General features: G+C 44.1%; 17 protein-coding genes. 6 read left to right on the top strand and 11 right to left on the bottom strand.

What is annotated here, in order from left to right:
- Positions 1 to 32: 32 nt before the first annotated feature.
- The 11 genes from tolB to MHM98_RS09050 all read right to left on the bottom strand — a co-directional run bounded on the left by tolB (position 33) and on the right by MHM98_RS09050 (position 9,681).
- Positions 33 to 1,385, bottom strand: a complete 1,353-nt coding sequence (gene tolB / locus MHM98_RS09100; RefSeq protein WP_239438969.1) for a Tol-Pal system beta propeller repeat protein TolB — start codon at positions 1,383 to 1,385, stop codon at positions 33 to 35.
- Positions 1,385 to 2,323 (bottom strand): cell envelope integrity protein TolA, encoded by a 939-nt coding sequence (tolA, locus tag MHM98_RS09095; RefSeq protein ID WP_239438968.1) that lies wholly within the window; start codon positions 2,321 to 2,323, stop codon positions 1,385 to 1,387. The genes tolB and tolA overlap by 1 nt, the downstream gene beginning before the upstream one ends.
- 4 nt (positions 2,324 to 2,327) lie before the next feature.
- Positions 2,328 to 2,756 carry a protein TolR gene (tolR, locus tag MHM98_RS09090; RefSeq protein WP_239438967.1) on the bottom strand — a complete coding sequence of 143 codons (429 nt, stop codon included), beginning with the start codon at positions 2,754 to 2,756 and terminating at the stop codon, positions 2,328 to 2,330.
- Between the two features lie 2 nt (positions 2,757 to 2,758).
- The gene (gene tolQ / locus MHM98_RS09085; RefSeq protein ID WP_239438966.1) at positions 2,759 to 3,454 is read right to left on the bottom strand and encodes a protein TolQ; all 696 of its coding nucleotides are present in this window, start codon (positions 3,452 to 3,454) and stop codon (positions 2,759 to 2,761) included.
- Entirely contained in the window at positions 3,444 to 3,845 is a 402-nt protein-coding gene (gene ybgC, locus MHM98_RS09080; protein WP_239438965.1) for a tol-pal system-associated acyl-CoA thioesterase, read from the bottom strand. Before ybgC ends, tolQ begins: the two co-directional genes overlap by 11 nt.
- A gap of 587 nt (positions 3,846 to 4,432) precedes the next feature.
- Positions 4,433 to 5,443, bottom strand: coding sequence for a Holliday junction branch migration DNA helicase RuvB (ruvB, locus tag MHM98_RS09075; RefSeq protein ID WP_239438964.1), 1,011 nt, complete (start codon positions 5,441 to 5,443; stop codon positions 4,433 to 4,435).
- Positions 5,444 to 5,466: 23 nt separating this feature from the next.
- Positions 5,467 to 6,090, bottom strand: a complete 624-nt coding sequence (ruvA, locus tag MHM98_RS09070) for a Holliday junction branch migration protein RuvA (RefSeq protein WP_239438963.1) — start codon at positions 6,088 to 6,090, stop codon at positions 5,467 to 5,469.
- Between the two features lie 4 nt (positions 6,091 to 6,094).
- A complete protein-coding gene (gene ruvC / locus MHM98_RS09065; protein ID WP_239438962.1) occupies positions 6,095 to 6,682 on the bottom strand; it encodes a crossover junction endodeoxyribonuclease RuvC in 588 nt (195 codons plus the stop codon).
- 154 nt (positions 6,683 to 6,836) lie between these two features.
- Complete coding sequence (gene aspS / locus MHM98_RS09060; protein ID WP_239438961.1) at positions 6,837 to 8,612, bottom strand: aspartate--tRNA ligase; 1,776 nt, start codon at positions 8,610 to 8,612, stop codon at positions 6,837 to 6,839.
- 134 nt (positions 8,613 to 8,746) lie between these two features.
- Positions 8,747 to 9,205: a GNAT family N-acetyltransferase gene (locus MHM98_RS09055; RefSeq protein WP_239438960.1), complete on the bottom strand. Its 459-nt coding sequence runs from the start codon at positions 9,203 to 9,205 to the stop codon at positions 8,747 to 8,749.
- Positions 9,206 to 9,225: 20 nt separating this feature from the next.
- Complete coding sequence (locus MHM98_RS09050; RefSeq protein ID WP_239438959.1) at positions 9,226 to 9,681, bottom strand: hypothetical protein; 456 nt, start codon at positions 9,679 to 9,681, stop codon at positions 9,226 to 9,228.
- Between the two features lie 254 nt (positions 9,682 to 9,935).
- On the opposite strand from MHM98_RS09050, the gene cmoA reads away from it, so the two are divergent.
- The 6 genes from cmoA to MHM98_RS09020 all read left to right on the top strand — a co-directional run bounded on the left by cmoA (position 9,936) and on the right by MHM98_RS09020 (position 18,398).
- Complete coding sequence (gene cmoA / locus MHM98_RS09045; RefSeq protein WP_239438958.1) at positions 9,936 to 10,667, top strand: carboxy-S-adenosyl-L-methionine synthase CmoA; 732 nt, start codon at positions 9,936 to 9,938, stop codon at positions 10,665 to 10,667.
- A 55-nt stretch (positions 10,668 to 10,722) separates the two neighbouring features.
- Positions 10,723 to 11,709 carry a tRNA 5-methoxyuridine(34)/uridine 5-oxyacetic acid(34) synthase CmoB gene (cmoB, locus tag MHM98_RS09040; protein WP_239438957.1) on the top strand — a complete coding sequence of 329 codons (987 nt, stop codon included), beginning with the start codon at positions 10,723 to 10,725 and terminating at the stop codon, positions 11,707 to 11,709.
- Between the two features lie 305 nt (positions 11,710 to 12,014).
- Positions 12,015 to 13,640 (top strand): methyl-accepting chemotaxis protein, encoded by a 1,626-nt coding sequence (locus tag MHM98_RS09035; RefSeq protein WP_239438956.1) that lies wholly within the window; start codon positions 12,015 to 12,017, stop codon positions 13,638 to 13,640.
- Between the two features lie 82 nt (positions 13,641 to 13,722).
- Positions 13,723 to 14,277: an RNA polymerase sigma factor gene (locus MHM98_RS09030; RefSeq protein ID WP_239438955.1), complete on the top strand. Its 555-nt coding sequence runs from the start codon at positions 13,723 to 13,725 to the stop codon at positions 14,275 to 14,277.
- Positions 14,274 to 15,329, top strand: a complete 1,056-nt coding sequence (locus MHM98_RS09025; protein ID WP_239438954.1) for a FecR domain-containing protein — start codon at positions 14,274 to 14,276, stop codon at positions 15,327 to 15,329. The genes MHM98_RS09030 and MHM98_RS09025 overlap by 4 nt, the downstream gene beginning before the upstream one ends.
- 540 nt (positions 15,330 to 15,869) lie before the next feature.
- Positions 15,870 to 18,398 carry a TonB-dependent receptor gene (locus MHM98_RS09020; RefSeq protein ID WP_239439701.1) on the top strand — a complete coding sequence of 843 codons (2,529 nt, stop codon included), beginning with the start codon at positions 15,870 to 15,872 and terminating at the stop codon, positions 18,396 to 18,398.
- The last annotated feature ends 39 nt before the right edge of the window (positions 18,399 to 18,437 follow it).

The raw sequence follows: 18,437 nt of genomic DNA, 5'->3' as shown, positions 1-18,437 counted from the left end.
TAAATAGTTATTTAAATTAATTAAAATTTTTATTAATAGATGTATGGTGACCAAGCTGGCGCTTTGATTTCACCATCACTCACTGGTAATCGAGCCTTAAAGCGACCGTCAATAGATACCAGTCCTAACACTTGTTGTCCTCGATAAGTCGTGCCGTAAATAATCATGCTGCCGTTCGGCGCAATACTCGGCGACTCGTCGAGTCGTGTTTTCGTCAATACTTGCAAACTGCTGGTTCGCAAATCTTGCTTGGCGATATGATACTTGCCTCGCGTGCGATTCACCATGACTATTTCATCATTTTTCGGTGTAATCGAGCCACCAAGGTTCATTTCGCCTTCAAAAGTCACTCGCTTAATGCGGCGCGTGTCTAAATTTACTTGATAAATCTGTGGTTTACCACCTCTCTCGGAAGTAAAGACCAAATTTTTTCCATCAGGAGACCAGCTCGGTTCTGTATCAATAGCGCGATTCTTGGTAATTCGGGTAACAACTTTAGTCGCTAAATCCAAAGTATACAAATCAGGATTACCATCTTTTGATAGTACTAATGCGAGCTTTTTACCGTCAGGTGAAAAACGCGGTGCACTATTTATGCCCTGGAAACTACTGACTTTTTCACGTTGTTGGGTGTAAATGTCTTGAATGAAAATTTGCTGACGTTTATTTTCAAACGACACGTACGCCAACTTTGTACCATCTGGCGACCACGACGGAGACATCAATGGCTCTCGAGAGCGTAATATTTCAACTTCATTGTGACCATCAAAGTCGGCAATCATTAAGCGATATTTATATTCTAAACTTGCACGGTTGACTAACACATAAGCGATCTTTGTGCGGAATGCACCGCGCTCGCCAGTGAGTTTCTCGTAAACAACATCACTAATGCGATGGGCATATTGTCTAAATTCATCGAGTGAAATTACCGTTTCACGAGAATCTAAAACATGGGCATTTGAAGCGACCAGTTTGCCATTTTGTAGTACTTGGCCGTTAGCTTTAGTCGCATTTGCACTGAGCACATCAACAAGCTCAAAACCGACTACATAACGGCCGTCTTTAAATGGTTTTATAGTGCCAACCACCATAGCTTCAATACCTAGCTGTGCCCATTGACCATAATCAATCTCTCCGTCGGTCGATGGCTGCGATGGCATCGAAAAAACCGCTGATGGGTTAAAACGGCCAGAAAAACGCAAATCGTTGGCAATGACACTGGCTAGCTCTTTCGGCTTTGGGCCTGTGCCTTGCCATTTAAACGGCACTACAGCAATCGGCCGTGCGCTATTAACACCTTCCGTGATTACAATATCGATGGCAGCTTTTGCCGGCTGCGTCATCACTAAACCTGCAAGCAGGCAATATTTTACAATTGATTTCATTAATCGAACTCTGGTTGTACGGTTAAGTTTATTTCTTTTAGTTTTGCGTAAACTTGCGGATCTTTCGACATTGGCAATGTGCTTGCCTTTTGTACCGCAGCAATAGCTGACTGACAAACAATGGTGTCACCCGAAACGCGAGTTACACGAGTTACAAAACCAGATGACGCTAAACGAATGTTCAGTACACATTCCTTGCCTTTCATACTCTGATCAGTAACCCAGTTACGCTTAATCGTTGCCGAGATAAGACTGGTGTACTTTTGTACTTCCGTCATAACTTTTGCCTGACGTGCTTTAGCCAGTGCAGCTTGCTCTTCAGCCAGCTCTTTAGCTAACGCCTCTTCGCGCTCGCGCTGTTCACGCGCCGCTTTTTCTTTGGCTAACTTCTCTTTGCGCAGTCGCTCAGCTTTTGCCTTAGCTGCTTTTTCTGCCGCGATACGTTTAGCCTTGGCTTCAGCAGCCGCCTTTTCTTGGCGAATACGCTCTGCTTTAATTTTCTTGGCTTTCTCAGCTTCTGCTCTTTGTTTCGCCTTAGCTTTCTTTATCGCGTCTTCCGCTGCTTTCTTTTGTTTTGCGGCTTCATCGCGAGCTTTTTTAGCAGCGCGATCGGCAGCGCGTTTCTCAGCCTGTTTTTTCTTACGCTGGCGTTCTAAATCGCGAATGCGCTTTTGTTCTTCCTTGAGCTTTTTCTGACGTAACTCTTCGGCGCGTTTAGCATCTGCCTTTTCTTTCTTTAGACGCTCAACTTGTTTTTGCACATCGTCATTGTTGACCATTGCAGCTTTAACAATTGGTTTGTCGTTGGCGAGAGTAACTTCTAACGTAGGTTTCTTCGGCGGCGTAATCACTGCGCCAGCAACCAAACCACCAACTATAACTACGTGAAGCGTCACTGACGACAGCGCTGCTTTAATGACGTTGGTTTCGCTACTCATACTACTATTTGCCTTCTACTGGATCTGTCATTAAACCAACCGATGGTGCGCCTGCGCCCTGAAGCGTGACCATTAGTTGCAAAATGTGGTCATAAGAGACAGTGCGATCGCCTTTAACCATCACTGGCGTATCTGGTTTTAACTGAAGATGCGCGGCAACCAAGGTCGCTAATTCTTCTTGGCTAAGCTCTTCACGCGGATTGTCACCGACAGTTAGGTAGTAAGTACCATCGGCCTTTACCGAAGCAATCAGCGGCACATTTTTCTCTTCTGGTAATGCTTTTGCAGACGCCTTAGGTAAATCAACTTTCACGCCCTGTACAACCAGCGGCGCTGTCGCCATAAAGATAATCAGTAGCACTAACATTACATCAATGTATGGCACTACATTGATGTCAGAGTTTAAACGTCTTTTCTTACGTTGATACTGCATGACTATTGTCCTGCTTTTTCAGAGGCCGCATAAGCTTCACGTTGAAGAATTGAAGAGAACTCTTCCATAAAGTTTGCATAGCTGTTTTCAAGCTTATCAACGGTGGTTGAAAATTTGTTGTAGGCGATTACTGCTGGGATAGCGGCGAATAAGCCCATGGCTGTCGCAATCAGCGCTTCAGCGATACCTGGCGCTACCATTTGTAACGTAGCTTGTTGCACAGCCCCTAACGCAATAAACGAGTTCATGATGCCCCAAACGGTACCGAATAAACCAACGTATGGCGTGATCGAACCGACAGTCGCAAGAAACGACAGATTGTGCTCTAAACGATCAATTTCACGAGAGAGAACGATACGCATTGCACGGTGTGAACCAGCAATTATTGCATCTGGGTTCGTAGAAGACGTCTGACGTAAACGCGCGAACTCCTTAAAGCCAGCACTGAACATTTGCTCAACGCCACCGTTAGTGCCTGAGCGCGCTGAAACTTCTTTATAGATAGATGAAAGATCTGCACCGCTCCAAAACTTATCTTCGAATTTTTTGAGATTCGCTTTCGCGGTATTGAGTAAACTACGGCGTTGGAAGATAACGGTCCAAGAAACAATGGATGCCATTAACAACGCTAGCATAACAAGTTGAACTAATAGACTGGCTTCTAAAAATAAATCAATGAACGATAATTCAGCTTGCACGCTGTAACTCCTTTAAAATATGGCTTGGAATAGCTGTCGGTTTCATGGCTTCAAGTGCCACGCAAACCACTACGACCTGTGCACTGCTCAACAGGTTCCCATCAATAGTGGAAATTTTTTGTTTAAAAACAACGCTTGCTCGTTTCAGTTGTTCAACTTCGACAGTTACGACTAATTGATCGTTAAATCTCGCCGCAATCAAATAATCCAATTCACAACGTCGCACTACAAAAGCTAATCCTTGTTCAAGCAATACATCTTGTTCAAAGCCGAGGCTACGCAAAAACTCTGTACGAGCACGCTCATAAAAATTCAGGTAATTTGAATGATAAACGACACCACCAGCATCGGTGTCTTCGTAGTAGACGCGAACGGGAAATTCAAAAATCATTAAGTAAACTTCACAACTAAAATTTAATGGCTGAAACTACTATAGAATCGGCTTTGTATCAACATCACAGCCCGTCAATTGTATAAATTAATCTCAGACAGGCATTTTTAACCAAATGCCTGAATCATCCTGTTACAATTCGTGCTAATTCATACATGCGTTTAACAAAAGGCGATCAAGTTCACACTTTGATAACTTTTGGTAATTCGTAGCAACTGCATGACTATGCACTGGTTTTACTTAACACCCGCCAAATGGCCATCTAAAGGCTATTATTTATGCAGCGCCAAGATTAGTCATTAGTTTTTCTAATGCTAATTCGCAGATTTTCTAGTTTGAATGAAAGGTTCGACCAGCGTATTATGCACCCATCTCGAGAGGCGCTCTTGTTAACTGCCTCTTAGTTAACGGCCTAGTAGTTCGCCGTTAACAAAGTTATCTCTTTTGTGAATTACTTAACTTCCTATTTGACCATTGTCGGTCATTTAAGCCCACTGCCTTTTTAGTGGGCTTTTTTTTGCCTGAAATTTAAGAAACTCGCTTTTGAAGCGCTGACCAGAGTAACTCTAGCCAACTTTTTAAGAAGATTAATCTTTATTGGATGATAAACCAAAATGAAGGTAGGTTTGTGCCGTTGCAATTCGGCCGCGATGAGTACGTTGAATAAAGCCTTGTTGAATTAAAAAAGGTTCAATTACATCTTCAAGCGTGTCTTTATCCTCACCAATTGCCGCCGCAAGATTATCTAAACCGACTGGACCACCGTCGAACTTCTCGATAATAGTCATTAGCATCTTACGATCCATAAAATCAAAACCCTCGCTATCAACATCTAGGACAGACAACGACTCGTTAGCGACTTCTTGGGTGATCCTGCCGTCATAACTCACCTGCGCGAAATCTCGCACGCGGCGTAATAATCTGTTAGCAATACGCGGTGTACCGCGAGAACGTCTAGCGATTTCGGTTGCGCCGCCGCGATCAATATCAACTTCTAATTGTCCCGCACTGCGAGTCACGATGTCAGTAAGCTGTTCAACTGTATAAAACTCTAATCGCAGCGGAATGCCGAAACGCGCTCGTAGTGGTGAAGTTAATGAACCTGCGCGCGTGGTTGCACCTATTAGAGTAAATGGTGGTAACTCTAACTTGATTGAGCGTGCAGCTGGGCCCTCGCCAATCATGATATCGAGCTGATAATCTTCCATCGCTGGATAGAGAATTTCTTCAACGACCGGACTTAAGCGATGGATCTCGTCGATAAATAAAATATCGCCGTGTTCAAGGTTAGTTAGCAGTGCGGCCAAGTCCCCAGCCTTTTCAAGCACTGGACCAGAGGTTGTTTTAACGTTGACTTCCATTTCGTTAGCAACGATATGAGCGAGTGTCGTTTTACCTAAACCCGGTGGGCCATAAACCAACATGTGATCCAATGCTTCATCCCGCTGTTTCGCCGCTTTAATAAAAATACGTAACTGCGCCTTAGCATCAGTTTGGCCAGTGTAATCATCGAGCATTTTCGGTCGCATTGCGCGATCGATATTATGCTCGCTCTCGTCCATAGATTCGGCTTGGATCAGTCTATCTGCTTCTATCATTATTTAGCTTCTTTTGCTGCTATTTAAATCATCGACTTAAGTGCCGCTTTAATGAGGTCTTCACTGCTCATATCTGGTGTGCGGACTTTCTTAACGACTTTACTTGCTTGCGTTTGTTTATAACCCAAGGCGAGCAACGCATCAATAGCATCTTGCTCAACATCAACTTCTTCCACAAAGGTTGAACCCAAGGCTTCTTGCGGCAATGATAAATCGCCTAAATCTTTTTGCTGACTTAACGTGAAGTTCTTCAGACGATCTTTTAGCTCGATAATCAAACGCTCTGCGGTTTTTAAACCAATACCCGGCAGTTTCACCAATGATGCCGCATCATTATTAGCCACCAGATTAACAAACTCTGCTGCCGATAAGCCCGATAAAATCGCTAAACCAAGCTTTGGCCCCACGCCATTGGCTTTAATGATTTCACGAAACAGCTCTCGCTCAACCTTTTGCGCAAATCCATACAGCAACTGCGCATCTTCACGCACCACAAAGTGAGTATGAATAGTGACTGATTCACCCACCTCTGGCATTTGGTAAAAACTGGTCATGGGCATCTGTACTTCATAACCAACGCCTGAGACTTCAAGTAATAATAATGGAGGCTGTTTCTCAGCAACTATGCCGTTTAATCTTCCGATCACGCGCTTATCCTTTTAAATCTTTTATTGTTATTTTGTTTGCTTTGAGCTGCTCTTTACTCAGCTGATAACGACCGCGTAGTACTTTAGCTGAACGCGCCGTACTCTTCCCCGCCATCGCAATGAGACTTTGTGTATTGTGAGCGTGACAAATGGCAATTGCTAAACCATCGGCAGCATCTTCTTGCGGCTGCGCTGGTAGCTTAAGCATTTGCGTTACCATGTGCCCCACTTGATCTTTAGTCGCTGCCCCTGTGCCAACAACAGCTTGTTTTACCAAACGCGCTGCATATTCAGCAACGGGAATCGATGCATTCATGGCTGCGACAATAGCGACACCGCGCGCCTGACCAAGCTTTAATGCCGAATCTGCATTACGCGCCATAAACACTTGCTCGATGGCAAATTCATCTGGTTTATAGGTTTCAATCAATTGCGTCACGCCATCGAACACCTGCTTTAGACGCTGTGGCAGCTCTTTTTCGCTAATGCGAATACAGCCACTGGCGACATAGCTAAGCTTATTGCCTTGCTTTTTGATCACGCCGTAGCCTGTGACACGAGAGCCTGGATCTATCCCGAGGATGATTGACATAAAATTGATTTAAACCTTATTTGCACACTGTGCTTTTATCATGGTGATAGGTTATGTCATAAAACCACTGGTTACAAGTACAGTATTTGTTAAAAATCAAAAAAAAACGAGCCAGTGGCTCGTTTCTTATTCAAAAGTTAATCACAGGCGCGGATTAGTCTTCTGATTTTTCTTCTTCAACAACAGTCGACGCGATGTTTAACTCATCTAACTGTGCAGGGTTCGCATTACCCGGTGCATTAGTCAATGGACAAGCGGCAGTCGTTGTTTTCGGGAACGCCATAACGTCACGAATCGAGCTAGTGCCTGTCATTAGCATGATTAAACGATCAAGACCGAAAGCTAAACCAGCGTGTGGTGGTGTACCGTATTTCAATGCTTCAAGTAAGAAACCAAATTTCTCTTGTGCTTCTTCATCGCTGATGCCCAAGATTCTAAATACGCTGCTTTGCATTGGCGCGTTGTGGATACGCACTGAACCACCGCCTAATTCACAACCGTTTAATACCATGTCGTATGCGTCAGATAGCGCAGCTGCTGGGTTAGCTTCTAGCTCTTCTGGGGTTACGCCAACTGGTGCCGTGAACGGATGATGTAATGCATGGTACTGACCATCGATTTCTTCGAACATTGGGAAATCAACAACCCATAGTGGTTTCCACTCATCAGAAGTTAGACCTAAATCTTCGCCTAATTTCAGACGTAGCGCGCCCATTGCTTCAGTCACGATGTTTGCACTATCAGCGCCGAATAAAATAATATCGCCAGTTTTCGCGTTAGTGCGCTCTAAAATGCCTTTCACAACTTCTTCGTTTAAGAATTTTAGAATTGGCGATTGAATGCCTTCCATCCCAGCATCGATGTCGTTAACCTTCATCCACGCTAGACCTTTAGCACCGTAAATGCCTACGAACTTGCCATAGTCATCGATGTTCTTACGAGATAGTGATGCACCGCCAGGTACACAGATTACAGCAACACGGCCTTTCTCGTCATTTGCAGGACCTGAGAATACTTTAAACTCAACATCTTTTAATAAATCAGCAACGTCTACTAACTCTAATGGGTTACGTAAATCAGGCTTGTCTGAACCAAAACGACGCATAGCATCCGCGTAAGTCATGGTTGGGAACTCACCTAAATCAACGTTTAATAAATCGTTGAATAAGTTACGAACTAGCTCTTCTGTTTTACCGCGCACTTCATCTGATGTCATGAATGACGTTTCGATATCGATTTGGGTGAACTCTGGCTGACGATCGGCACGTAAGTCTTCATCGCGGAAACACTTAACGATTTGGTAGTAACGGTCCATACCAGACATCATTAGCAGCTGCTTAAATAGCTGTGGAGATTGTGGTAGTGCGAAGAACTTACCTTTGTGAGTACGACTTGGTACTAAGTAGTCACGCGCACCTTCTGGCGTAGCAGCAGTTAAGATTGGTGTTTCGATATCTAAGAAGCCGTTGTCTTCTAAGAAACGACGTACAAAACCAGTTACCTTAGAGCGGAATACTAAACGCTCTGTCATTTCAGGACGACGTAAGTCTAAGTAGCGGTATTTTAAACGCGCTTCTTCAGAGTTATTTTGGTTTGAATCAAGCGGTAATGGCTCTGCTTTGTTGATGATTTCTAGTGCTTTACCTAGTACTTCAACGCCACCAGTAGCCATGTCTTTGTTCACTTGACCTTCTGGACGTGGACGAACAATACCAGTAACTTTTACACAAAACTCGTTACGCAGGCTGTTAGCAACAGCAAATGCGTCTTCTAAATCTGGATCGTAAACCACTTGTAAGATACCTTCGCGATCGCGTAGGTCTAAGAAGATAACGCCACCTAGGTCACGTCGTTTGTTGATCCAACCAACAAGCTCAACTTGTTGACCGATTAAAGATTCATTTACTTGTCCGCAATAATGGCTGCGCATTGTCTAATTTCCTAACTTCTGCCCTTGGGGCGCTTACATAATGGCGCATAGTATAAAGAAAAAATAGCAATTAGGTAAGCGCTAAAATCAAGCGTTAGATCAAGATCTTAAACTGGATGAATTTACGACAATAATCAGGGCTTGCGAGTCATCACATAGCGATGTTCATGAGCGCGGTAAAAGCCCTCCACCAGCTCACGTTCGTCAAAACCCCACGACTCATAAAGCGCAATCGCATGATTATTGTTGGGATCGACCGTTAAGAAACATTCTACGCGTTTTTCATCAAGTTCATCGAATAATGCCTTAAATAACATACCACCAATGCCCTTACCGCGCTGCGAATCATCTACCATCACCTTGTGCAAGCAATAGCGGCCATCTTCACAAGCAAATGCGAGAATAGCGCCAACGACTTCTTCATCGCACTTGGCGCTATACATAACCGCGTGCTCGCACCAAATGCGCCATGAGTGCTCACCATCGGGGATAAACTCACCGTGGGCATTGTTAAGCCACGCCACACGATCGAGTGCAGCAATGGCTAGAAAATCTGATGGAAGGGTTTTGGTGATAATTATTGGCGAATTCATTTTTGACTGATTTGCTATTGTTAATCGTCATTTAAGCGTTCAGAATCTTTCAAACGTGATTCCAATCGCGCCAGAAGTATATCATTTTGACTGGGGTCAATCTGTAACGGCACACGCTCAAATAGATCTTTAAATTCTCGTACTTCCACAGTATGAAGTCCCCTCTTTACATTTGCGTTTGCATTTAAAAGATAGGTCAAAGCTTTGAGAATGTATCTATCAATTTGCTTCTGTGTTTCAAAAGCACTTTCACTAAATGCAAGTTGTCTAATTTGCAAAAACTGCTTTAACCTCGACATTTCGAAGTCAAAATGGAGCTGACCTCGATATTTCGTATAATCATCCACAAATTCTTCCAACTCCTTCTGACATTGCGGATTTTTAGCTTCTAGCTTTCGAACATCATCAGCAAATGATGATATTGAAAAGAAAACCAATACGACAAGTAAATTACGCAATTTTAGCTCTTTAATCATTGTTATAACCTCACACTAACCTTTTACCTAAACTCTCGCCTTAATTCTTTTAATAACAAACCGTTCCGTCTATTGCGATAAGTCTTATCGACGTCAACGGGAATATGTCACTGACTACCTCATAAAGCAAGCACAGCTTCTACCTTTGAAGATCACACGCAGAAAAGACATTTTAGCTAACAATCAACTTTCACAAGACACGCCCACCTACCTGCTGTAAAATGCGCGCACTTAATTTTGAGTGATTAAAAATTATGACCGAACACACGGACAATATTTACGCGGCGCCCCTCGATAAATTAGGGGATTTTAAATTTGATCAGCAGGTAGCGCAGGTATTTCCTGACATGATCAAACGTTCAGTGCCGGGCTATAGCAACATAATTACTGCGATTGGCATGCTCGCCAAGCGTTTCGCCCAGCCAAATTCAAATTTGTACGATTTAGGTTGTAGCCTAGGTGCTGCAACTTTAGAAATGCGCCGTCACGTCACAGCCAGTCGCTGTAAAATTGTTGCTGTTGATAATTCTCAGGCGATGATTGAACGTTGCTTGTTGCAAGTTAATGCCTTTAAAAGCGAGACCGACGTTGATGTGGTTTGTGATGACATTCAAAACATCGATATTAATAACGCTAGCGTTGTGGTGCTTAACTTTACCCTGCAATTTATTAAACCTGACGAGCGTCAGGCGATTATCAATAAGATTTATAGTGGTTTACGCGCAGGCGGTATCTTAATCATCTCTGAAAAACTGCGCTTTGAAAACGACACAGTCAACGAATTGCTCACCGACTTACACCATGATTTTAAGCGAGCCAATGGTTATAGCGAGCTTGAAATCAGCCAAAAACGCAATGCCATCGAACACGTAATGCTTACCGATACCTTTGATATCCACCAGCAGCGTTTTGCTAATGCAGGCTTTAGCACCAGTGAACTGTGGTTCCAGTGTTTTAACTTTAGCTCGATGATTGCCATCAAATAACAACTAAACGTTCAAATTAGTTATATAGACACATTTAAATAAGGGACAATCTCTAATGATTGACTTTAGTAACTTTTATCAAATTATTGCCAAAAACCAATTAAGTCATTGGTTAGAAACACTGCCAGCACAATTAGGCACATGGCAGCGAGAACATCAGCACGGTCAATTTCCCAAATGGCAAAAGTGCATGGAAAAGTTGCCGCATATTCACGCTGATAATATCGATTTTAAAAATGCAGTGCGCATTGCGACTAGTGAAGATGTGCCAGCGGGCGAATTAAAGAAACTCGAATCATTGCTTAAGATGTTTACCCCATGGCGCAAAGGGCCATTCTTCGTCCACGATATTCACATCGACACCGAATGGCGTAGCGATTGGAAATGGGAGCGCCTGCGCGAACATATCTCACCACTGAAGTACCGCACTGTATTAGATGTCGGCTGTGGCAGCGGCTATCACATGTGGCGCATGTTAGGCGATGAGGCTGATTTTGTCGTCGGTATTGATCCTTCTACCCTATTCTTGTTCCAATTCGAGATTATCCGTCACCTAGCCAATGGCGACCAACGCGCTCATTTGTTGCCACTCGGCATTCAAGAGCTACCTAAGCTACGCGCCTTTGATACGGTATTTTCGATGGGGGTGTTATATCACCGAAAATCGCCAATCGATCATTTGCAGCAGTTAAAAGACCAACTGCGTCCGGGTGGTGAATTGGTATTAGAAACATTAGTGATCGACGGCGACGAAAACCAAGTGCTAGTGCCACCAGGGCGCTATGGCAAAATGAATAATGTGTGGTTCTTGCCGAGCGTTGATGCTCTGATCCTGTGGCTAGAAAAGCTCGGTTTTGAAAACGTACGCTGCGTCGATGTTTGTGACACCACACTGGAAGAACAACGCCGCACCGAGTGGATGGACTTTGAGTCATTGGAAGACTTTTTAGATCCAAATGAGCACAGCAAAACTATCGAAGGTCACCCTGCCCCTAAACGTGCGGTGATTATTGCTAATACCACTGAAGCTCCAATTACTTAAACGCCTTATTCTTAGCAAAAACTTAAAAGCCGCCTTCTTAAATTACCTGTGGTGATTAGAAGGCGTGTTTAACGCTCTCTAAAATTCGCAAGACATTTATCTTTTCAACCGATTGATCTAAATCAACAACTCCCGTTTGAATATCATAACAAAAGCATTGACTGCAAAGGCTATCAGCAATAACTTGAAAAATAGGCCTGTTTGAATACATGCTTTGGTCTAATAGTTTTTTATTATTAAAGCACCTAGGTTAACTACTAATGTAGTAATAACCCTTGTGATTTGCGACAAGGATGAGGTTTATCATGAAAATTCGCCCAGTTACATTCGTCTCTTTTGCTGCTCTCAACTTTCTGGCGAGCATCGCAATAGCTATCCTTTCCCAGAATTTATCTTTATCGTTAACCATTACCATTGGTGCAATACTCACCGTTGGTTTAAACCTCGCATTGCTGTTCTTTAATATTCAAAGGCCCTATCTTCAAGAATTATCTCAATTAGCCGCCAAACACCAATTAGATCAGAGTGACAATGCGCATGATTTAATGGAAGCCAAAGATCTACAAATGACCAATGTCGGGCAGGAAATTGGTAACCGCGCAAGTGAACTGGCAATAAATTCAGCGCAAGTCGCCTTCTTCGTTGAGCAACTCGCCGCCGATATCGAAAACACAGGCGATGAAGCAAGCCGTGTTGCTGCTGCAACTGAAGAACTAGCCGCCAGCACCAAAGAAATTAATCACAACGCCACTATAACGGCACAATCGGCGATAGATGCTCAACAGGCCAGTGAAACCAACAAAGCCCAATTACAAAGTAATATCGATAGTATTACGACTCTTCATAGCGGCGTAGCCAATGCGACGACGCAGATCCACAAGCTTGTGGAACGCGCTTCCGAAATTCAAAGTATTACCGATGTTATCGATTCAATTGCTGAACAAACGAACCTGCTCGCTTTAAACGCTGCTATTGAAGCCGCGCGAGCAGGTGAACAAGGACGCGGTTTCGCCGTCGTTGCAGATGAAGTACGTGCCCTTGCCTCAAAAACTGCTGATGCCACAGACAAAATCGGCCAAATGCTTAAGGATATGACCCATCAAACCGAATCAACTACCCAAGTTATGGATGAGGTATCGAATCAAACATCGCAAGTGGTGGAAGTAAGTCATTCACTGTCAGAATCAATGGAGCGCATCAGCCAGTTGATGGAAGGCTCGTCTCACTCCATTGGCCAAATAAGCTCCGCGCTTAAAGAACAAGATGCCACCACGGAAGAATTATCGAGCTCGATACTAAAAATCAGTGAATTTCTCAGCCATAAAGGCAAGGAAACCTCTGATGTTTCACACGATGCCACCGAGCTATCGAAGTCAACGGAATCGATCTTTATCCAACTATCAGCATTTAAAACAGGAACTACGATTGAGACCATGTGTCAACAAGCGCAGTCTGCAGCCCAGGCTATTGGCACCATGTTTGACACAGCAATCGACAATAACCAGATATCACGCCAAGACTTGTTCGATCGAAATTATCAAGAGATCGCCAATACTAATCCGCCAAAATACACTACAGCTTTCGATAGTTTTACCGACCAGCATCTTCCCGCTATTCAAGAGCCATTGCTCGATACGTTTAAGGACATGATTTACGCTGGTGCCGTCGATAACAATGGCTACTTCCCCACTCATAACGCCAAGTTCTCTAAGCCACTTACTGGAAATTATGATAAAGACGTCGTCAATAATCGAACAAAACGACTATTCAATGACCCTACAGGCATTCGCTGTGGCGCCCATACAGAAAAGTTCTTGCTACAAACTTACAAGCGCGACACAGGCGAGATTATGCACGATGTCTCGGCACCGATTTTTGTCAAAGGAAAACATTGGGGTGGCTTTAGAATCGGCTTTACCGCCAATAACTAGTGCCTGTTAATTAGAAAAACAAAGTTGCAAGATAATCTCCAACCGCCTATATTGGTCTAACTAATCAAAGGGACTTGCTTCTGTGGACAATAAATCTAATATTTTCAGCAGCTTTGTTAAATATACTGGTCAAATACGCCGCGTTATAAGCAATATTGTCAAACCAGAAGATGTTGACGATATTGTCCAAGATACTTTTGTGCGTGGCTATGAAGCAGAGCTAAAACAGGAAATAAAATACGCCCGCAGCTACATGCTCACCACAGCAAAAAACCTTGCCTTAAATCACAAAGCCAAATCCGCCGAAAAACTCAATCAATCGATAGAGGATTTATCGCAATCGCCTGTCTCATTATTAACAGATAACTTTGAGGACAATTTTGAGAGCAAAGAGCGTTTTCTTCATTTTGTAAAAGCGGCTCAGCAATTATCAGGCCCCGTCCGAAAATGTTTTATCCTAAAAAAAGTATATGGACTCACCCAAAAAGAGATCGCCAATTACTTACAAATTAGTGAAAGCACTGTCGAAAAACACGTCGCTAAAGGACTGCTATTAAGTGTACAATACATGGAATCCATAGAGCAGTCTCCAACACGCGACACCCAACAAACGGTAAAAGAGTTTAAAAGCCGATGAGTAACATTAGTCAGTTTGTAAAAAAGGACGATATCCAGGCCCAAGCTAGCCTTTGGATAAGCAAACTCGATCGCGGATTATCTGAAGAGGAAATGCGAGAACTCTCCGTTTGGATAAACGCACATGAAGAGAACCACCGCCAATTATTAAAAATGGCAGCGTTTTGGGACAACCTGAGTGTGCTAAATGAATTAAGCGCCCTGTTCCCACTAGACAGTATTCCAGCCCAGCAACCAGTGCGAAAGAGACGTTGGTCGATTGCCGCATCAATGGGTGCAGTGCTCGTCGCTGGAACGTTAATGTTAACTCAACAATCTTGGCTACCAGCTGCTATGGGCATAGCGGGTTATCAATCTGAGAGCTATGCGACTCAAGTTGGTGAGTTTAATACCTTCACCTTATCTGATGGTAGTACTGTCGTGCTCAATACGGCGAGCGCCTTAACCATTGAGTTCACACCACAACACCGCAAATTAGTGTTAGATAGCGGCGAAGCCAATTTCGACGTTGCCAAAGATCCTGCTAGACCATTCACAGTTCAAGTCGGCGAAAGTACCTTTACAGCACTTGGCACCATTTTTAACGTGCAAAAGAATTCCGAAACTACCATGGAACTGGTGGTCACAGAAGGTCGTGTACTCGTCGCACAGGGTGATAACTCCCTCGATGATTTAACTCATGCAATGTCCACTAGTGTTGGTACGACAGGTAATGCCACCATAGTATCTTCTGGTCAAAAAGCGAAAATAGCGCCTAATCTGCGAGCACCAATTCTACAACTTCCAGACGAAGCCATTCAAAAAGATCTCGCTTGGCAACAAGGCATGATTATTTTTGAAGGTGAATCACTCACCCAAGCACTCGATGAAGTTAGCCGCTACACGGCAACCGAATTTGAAATTGTCGATCCAGCAATTGCCGACATTAAGATTGCAGGCTTTTTTAAGGCTGGTGATATCGATGGCTTAGTTGATTCACTTCACAGCAATTTCAACATTCAAGCGACCTACTCCACACCACATACCGTTCAATTATCCGCTGCACAGCCTTAATTTAAGGCTGTCATAGCGTAACCATATTATTTTATTACAGTTTTCGACTAATTATTCTAAGCTTTGCGCTGGCATTGTCAGCCTTTATACGCCAAAATAAAATTTAATTCCATTTGTAGTAGAGGATTTCTCATCCTGATCTGTTTACTAACTAAGCAACGGGCTAAACATAAAGCTCGACGCTTGAAATCACGCAAAACGATATTGTCAGTTTGGCTACTTGTTTCAGGTAGCTTACTTGGATCAAACGTATTTGCAGCTGATGAATTGATTAGATTCGATATTAGCAAACAGCGCGCCGACAAGGCGTTAATCGCTTTTGGGAAAACCGCCGACAAAACCATTGTCTTTTCATTTGACGTCGTGAGCAAACACGACGTTGACGGCTTAAAGGGTTATTACAGTGTCAATTCTGGCATTAAGGCCCTACTCAATGGCTCTGGACTCGTCGCTGTTGTTAACGACGCTAATCAAATCAGCATTAAAATAGATAATGATGATAGGAAGACAACAGCAATGAAGAAGACTACACTTGCGGCGATGATCCCCGCCCTGCTAGCCACCAACACCACCGTTCAAGCTGCGGATGAGCAGCCCAAAGCCGAAAAGAAACCCGAAGCTATTACCGTCGTTGGTAGCCGTGTCGCCGGTCGCTCGGCGGATGACTTACCTGTGCCAGTAGATATTCTGTCGAAAGAAGCACTGCAAAACACTGGGCAAATTGAAGTCGGACGTATGCTACAGGCCATCGCACCGTCGTTTAATTTCTCAACCTCAGCCATTAGCGACGGGACGGATGCACTACGTCCAGCAACACTACGTGGCTTAGGACCTGATCAAACCTTGGTGTTAATTAACGGTAAGCGTCGCCATCAAGCAAGTCTTATTCACATTAATACGTCTGTTGGTCGTGGTACGGCTGGTACCGACATGAATGCAATTCCAGCTGCTGCTATTAAACGCATAGAGGTGCTGCGCGATGGCGCGGCAGCCCAATACGGCTCTGACGCCATCGCCGGTGTTATCAATATCGTGCTCAATGATGAAGAAGACGGCGGCAAAGTTGGCTTACAATACGGCCAATATAGCGAAGGTGACGGTGAGAGCACCAATCTCGATGTTGCTAAAGGCTTTGCGCTTGGTGACAGCGGCTATTTAAATACCACCCTTAATATTCGCGATCGTGGCACTACTAACCGCGCAGGCCTCCACGGCTCTTGTCAATTCTCAGGTTGTACTGACGGTGCTAATGGCGTTAAGGTAGCTGGCGATCCACGCGAAGCAACAGCAACACGTGAAACCTTCCGCATTGGTGACGCAGATTCTCGTCAATTCGCCCTGACCGTAAACACAGCCTATGAATTAGGTGCTGGTGAACTATACGGTTTTATCACCTATTCGAAGCGCGATAACGAATCGGCCGCATTCTTCCGTCACAATGCCAACAATGGGGGTAATGCGCCATTACAAGACGGCGATGCGACTATCCCAGCTGGATTCCTGCCAAAAATCAATTCAGATATTAACGATATCTCATACAATTTTGGCTACAGCACAGAGTTTGATAACGATTCAAGCCTCGACATTTCTTATACCTATGGTCAAAACAAAATTGACTATGTCACTAGCGATACCATTAACTCGTCCTACGCTAATTCATTGCGTTACACAACCGATCTGAGCGCCGATGAAATTCGTGCAAGCGTACCACGTGAAGCAGCAGCGTACGGCCTTGAATTAGCGCTACGCACTATTAATCTTGATTACACCGCAAGTTATGACGCGCTAGAGCTTGCCATTGGCGCAGAGTTACGCACCGATTGGTACGCTGTAACCGCAGGCGAAGAGTATTCATATCGTGATTACGATACCGTCGAGGGTCAGAGCCTCTATGCGACAGATCGCAGTGCTGGTACCCAAGGCTTTGGTGGTATAGGCCCAGTGTCAGAAGTTGACGAGACGCGTGATGTGACCTCTTTCTATGTAGATATGGAAACCGAACTATCTGATGATTTCATTATCAGCGGCGCTGTGCGTTATGATGATTACGAAGGATTTGGCGACAGTACCAACTTCAAAGTGGCAGCCAATTGGTCAGTGACTGATAACTTCTCACTGCGTAGTGCGATGAGTAGTGGCTTTAGAGCACCATCTATGCAGCAGCTTTATTTTAACAATATCTCCACCCAGTTTATTAACGATCCGGCAAACCCAGATGGCGATCAAATTGCCGTGCAAGTGGGTACGTTCCGCAATGACAGTAACCTCGCCAAATCTATCGGGATTCCAGAGCTTAAAGAAGAAGAGTCCACCAACTTTAGCCTAGGCGCAGTTGTCGCTGTTACCGACGATGTTAATTTAACCATTGATTACTACACCATTGATATCGACGATCGCATCGTGATTAGTAATAAATTAGGTTATGGCTTATCCGATACCCTCGATAGCGCATTAACTGCCGCAGGCGCTGGTGCTGGCCAATTCTTCTTAAATGGTGCTGATACCGAGACTAAGGGTTTAGATATTATCGCGACATGGAATACGGAAGTAGCCGACGGTGATTTAAATCTAACCTTTGCCGCAAACTTTACCGATACCGAGGTGGCTAAAGTATTTGCACCAGCGAACAGTGCTTTGGGTGATGTTGATCCTAGCGACATATTCTCTGAGCAAGACATCTCTATTATTGAGGAATGGCAGCCTAAAGATCGCATCAGCGTTACTGGTTTATATACCATTGAAGATTGGTCAATAAACCTTGCGTTTAATCGCTATGGCGAATACACGGTAACAGATGGTGGCCGCCAAACCTACGGCGCAGAAATCCTTACCGACTTACGCGTGAAATACCAAATTAACGACAATATGTCGGTGAATATCGGCGGTAATAACATCTTTGATGTTTACCCTGATAAAAATACCATTGGTAACTCGCGCACGGGGACAATCGTTGATGCCAGTGGCAATCAAATCGTAAGCAGCCCGGGTGTATTTACCTACTCTCGCCGCTCTGCTCCGTTCGGCTTTAACGGCGCTTACTACTACGCTGGTTTAGAATACTCGTTCTAATCCCCCGACTCTTTATAGTCGAAAGTGTCGACCGACAAA

The organism is Psychrobium sp. MM17-31, assembly GCF_022347785.1.
GTDB lineage: Bacteria > Pseudomonadota > Gammaproteobacteria > Enterobacterales > Psychrobiaceae > Psychrobium.
The sequence above is the reverse complement of the archived record's forward strand: the minus strand, read 5'-3'. Positions and strand labels throughout refer to the sequence as shown.

Bases quoted from the DNA above. Each gene is read 5' to 3' on its own strand.
- aspS (WP_239438961.1), bottom strand. From the start codon at position 8,612: ATGCGCAGCCATTATTGCGGACAAGTAAATGAATCTTTAATCGGTCAA.
- tolA (WP_239438968.1), bottom strand. From the start codon at position 2,323: ATGAGTAGCGAAACCAACGTCATTAAAGCAGCGCTGTCGTCAGTGACG.
- MHM98_RS09025 (WP_239438954.1), top strand. From the start codon at position 14,274: ATGAGTAACATTAGTCAGTTTGTAAAAAAGGACGATATCCAGGCCCAA.
- MHM98_RS09035 (WP_239438956.1), top strand. From the start codon at position 12,015: ATGAAAATTCGCCCAGTTACATTCGTCTCTTTTGCTGCTCTCAACTTT.
- MHM98_RS09055 (WP_239438960.1), bottom strand. From the start codon at position 9,205: ATGAATTCGCCAATAATTATCACCAAAACCCTTCCATCAGATTTTCTA.
- MHM98_RS09050 (WP_239438959.1), bottom strand. From the start codon at position 9,681: ATGATTAAAGAGCTAAAATTGCGTAATTTACTTGTCGTATTGGTTTTC.
- tolB (WP_239438969.1), bottom strand. From the start codon at position 1,385: ATGAAATCAATTGTAAAATATTGCCTGCTTGCAGGTTTAGTGATGACG.
- cmoB (WP_239438957.1), top strand. From the start codon at position 10,723: ATGATTGACTTTAGTAACTTTTATCAAATTATTGCCAAAAACCAATTA.
- ruvB (WP_239438964.1), bottom strand. From the start codon at position 5,443: ATGATAGAAGCAGATAGACTGATCCAAGCCGAATCTATGGACGAGAGC.
- ruvC (WP_239438962.1), bottom strand. From the start codon at position 6,682: ATGTCAATCATCCTCGGGATAGATCCAGGCTCTCGTGTCACAGGCTAC.
- tolR (WP_239438967.1), bottom strand. From the start codon at position 2,756: ATGCAGTATCAACGTAAGAAAAGACGTTTAAACTCTGACATCAATGTA.
- cmoA (WP_239438958.1), top strand. From the start codon at position 9,936: ATGACCGAACACACGGACAATATTTACGCGGCGCCCCTCGATAAATTA.
- ybgC (WP_239438965.1), bottom strand. From the start codon at position 3,845: ATGATTTTTGAATTTCCCGTTCGCGTCTACTACGAAGACACCGATGCT.
- MHM98_RS09020 (WP_239439701.1), top strand. From the start codon at position 15,870: ATGATCCCCGCCCTGCTAGCCACCAACACCACCGTTCAAGCTGCGGAT.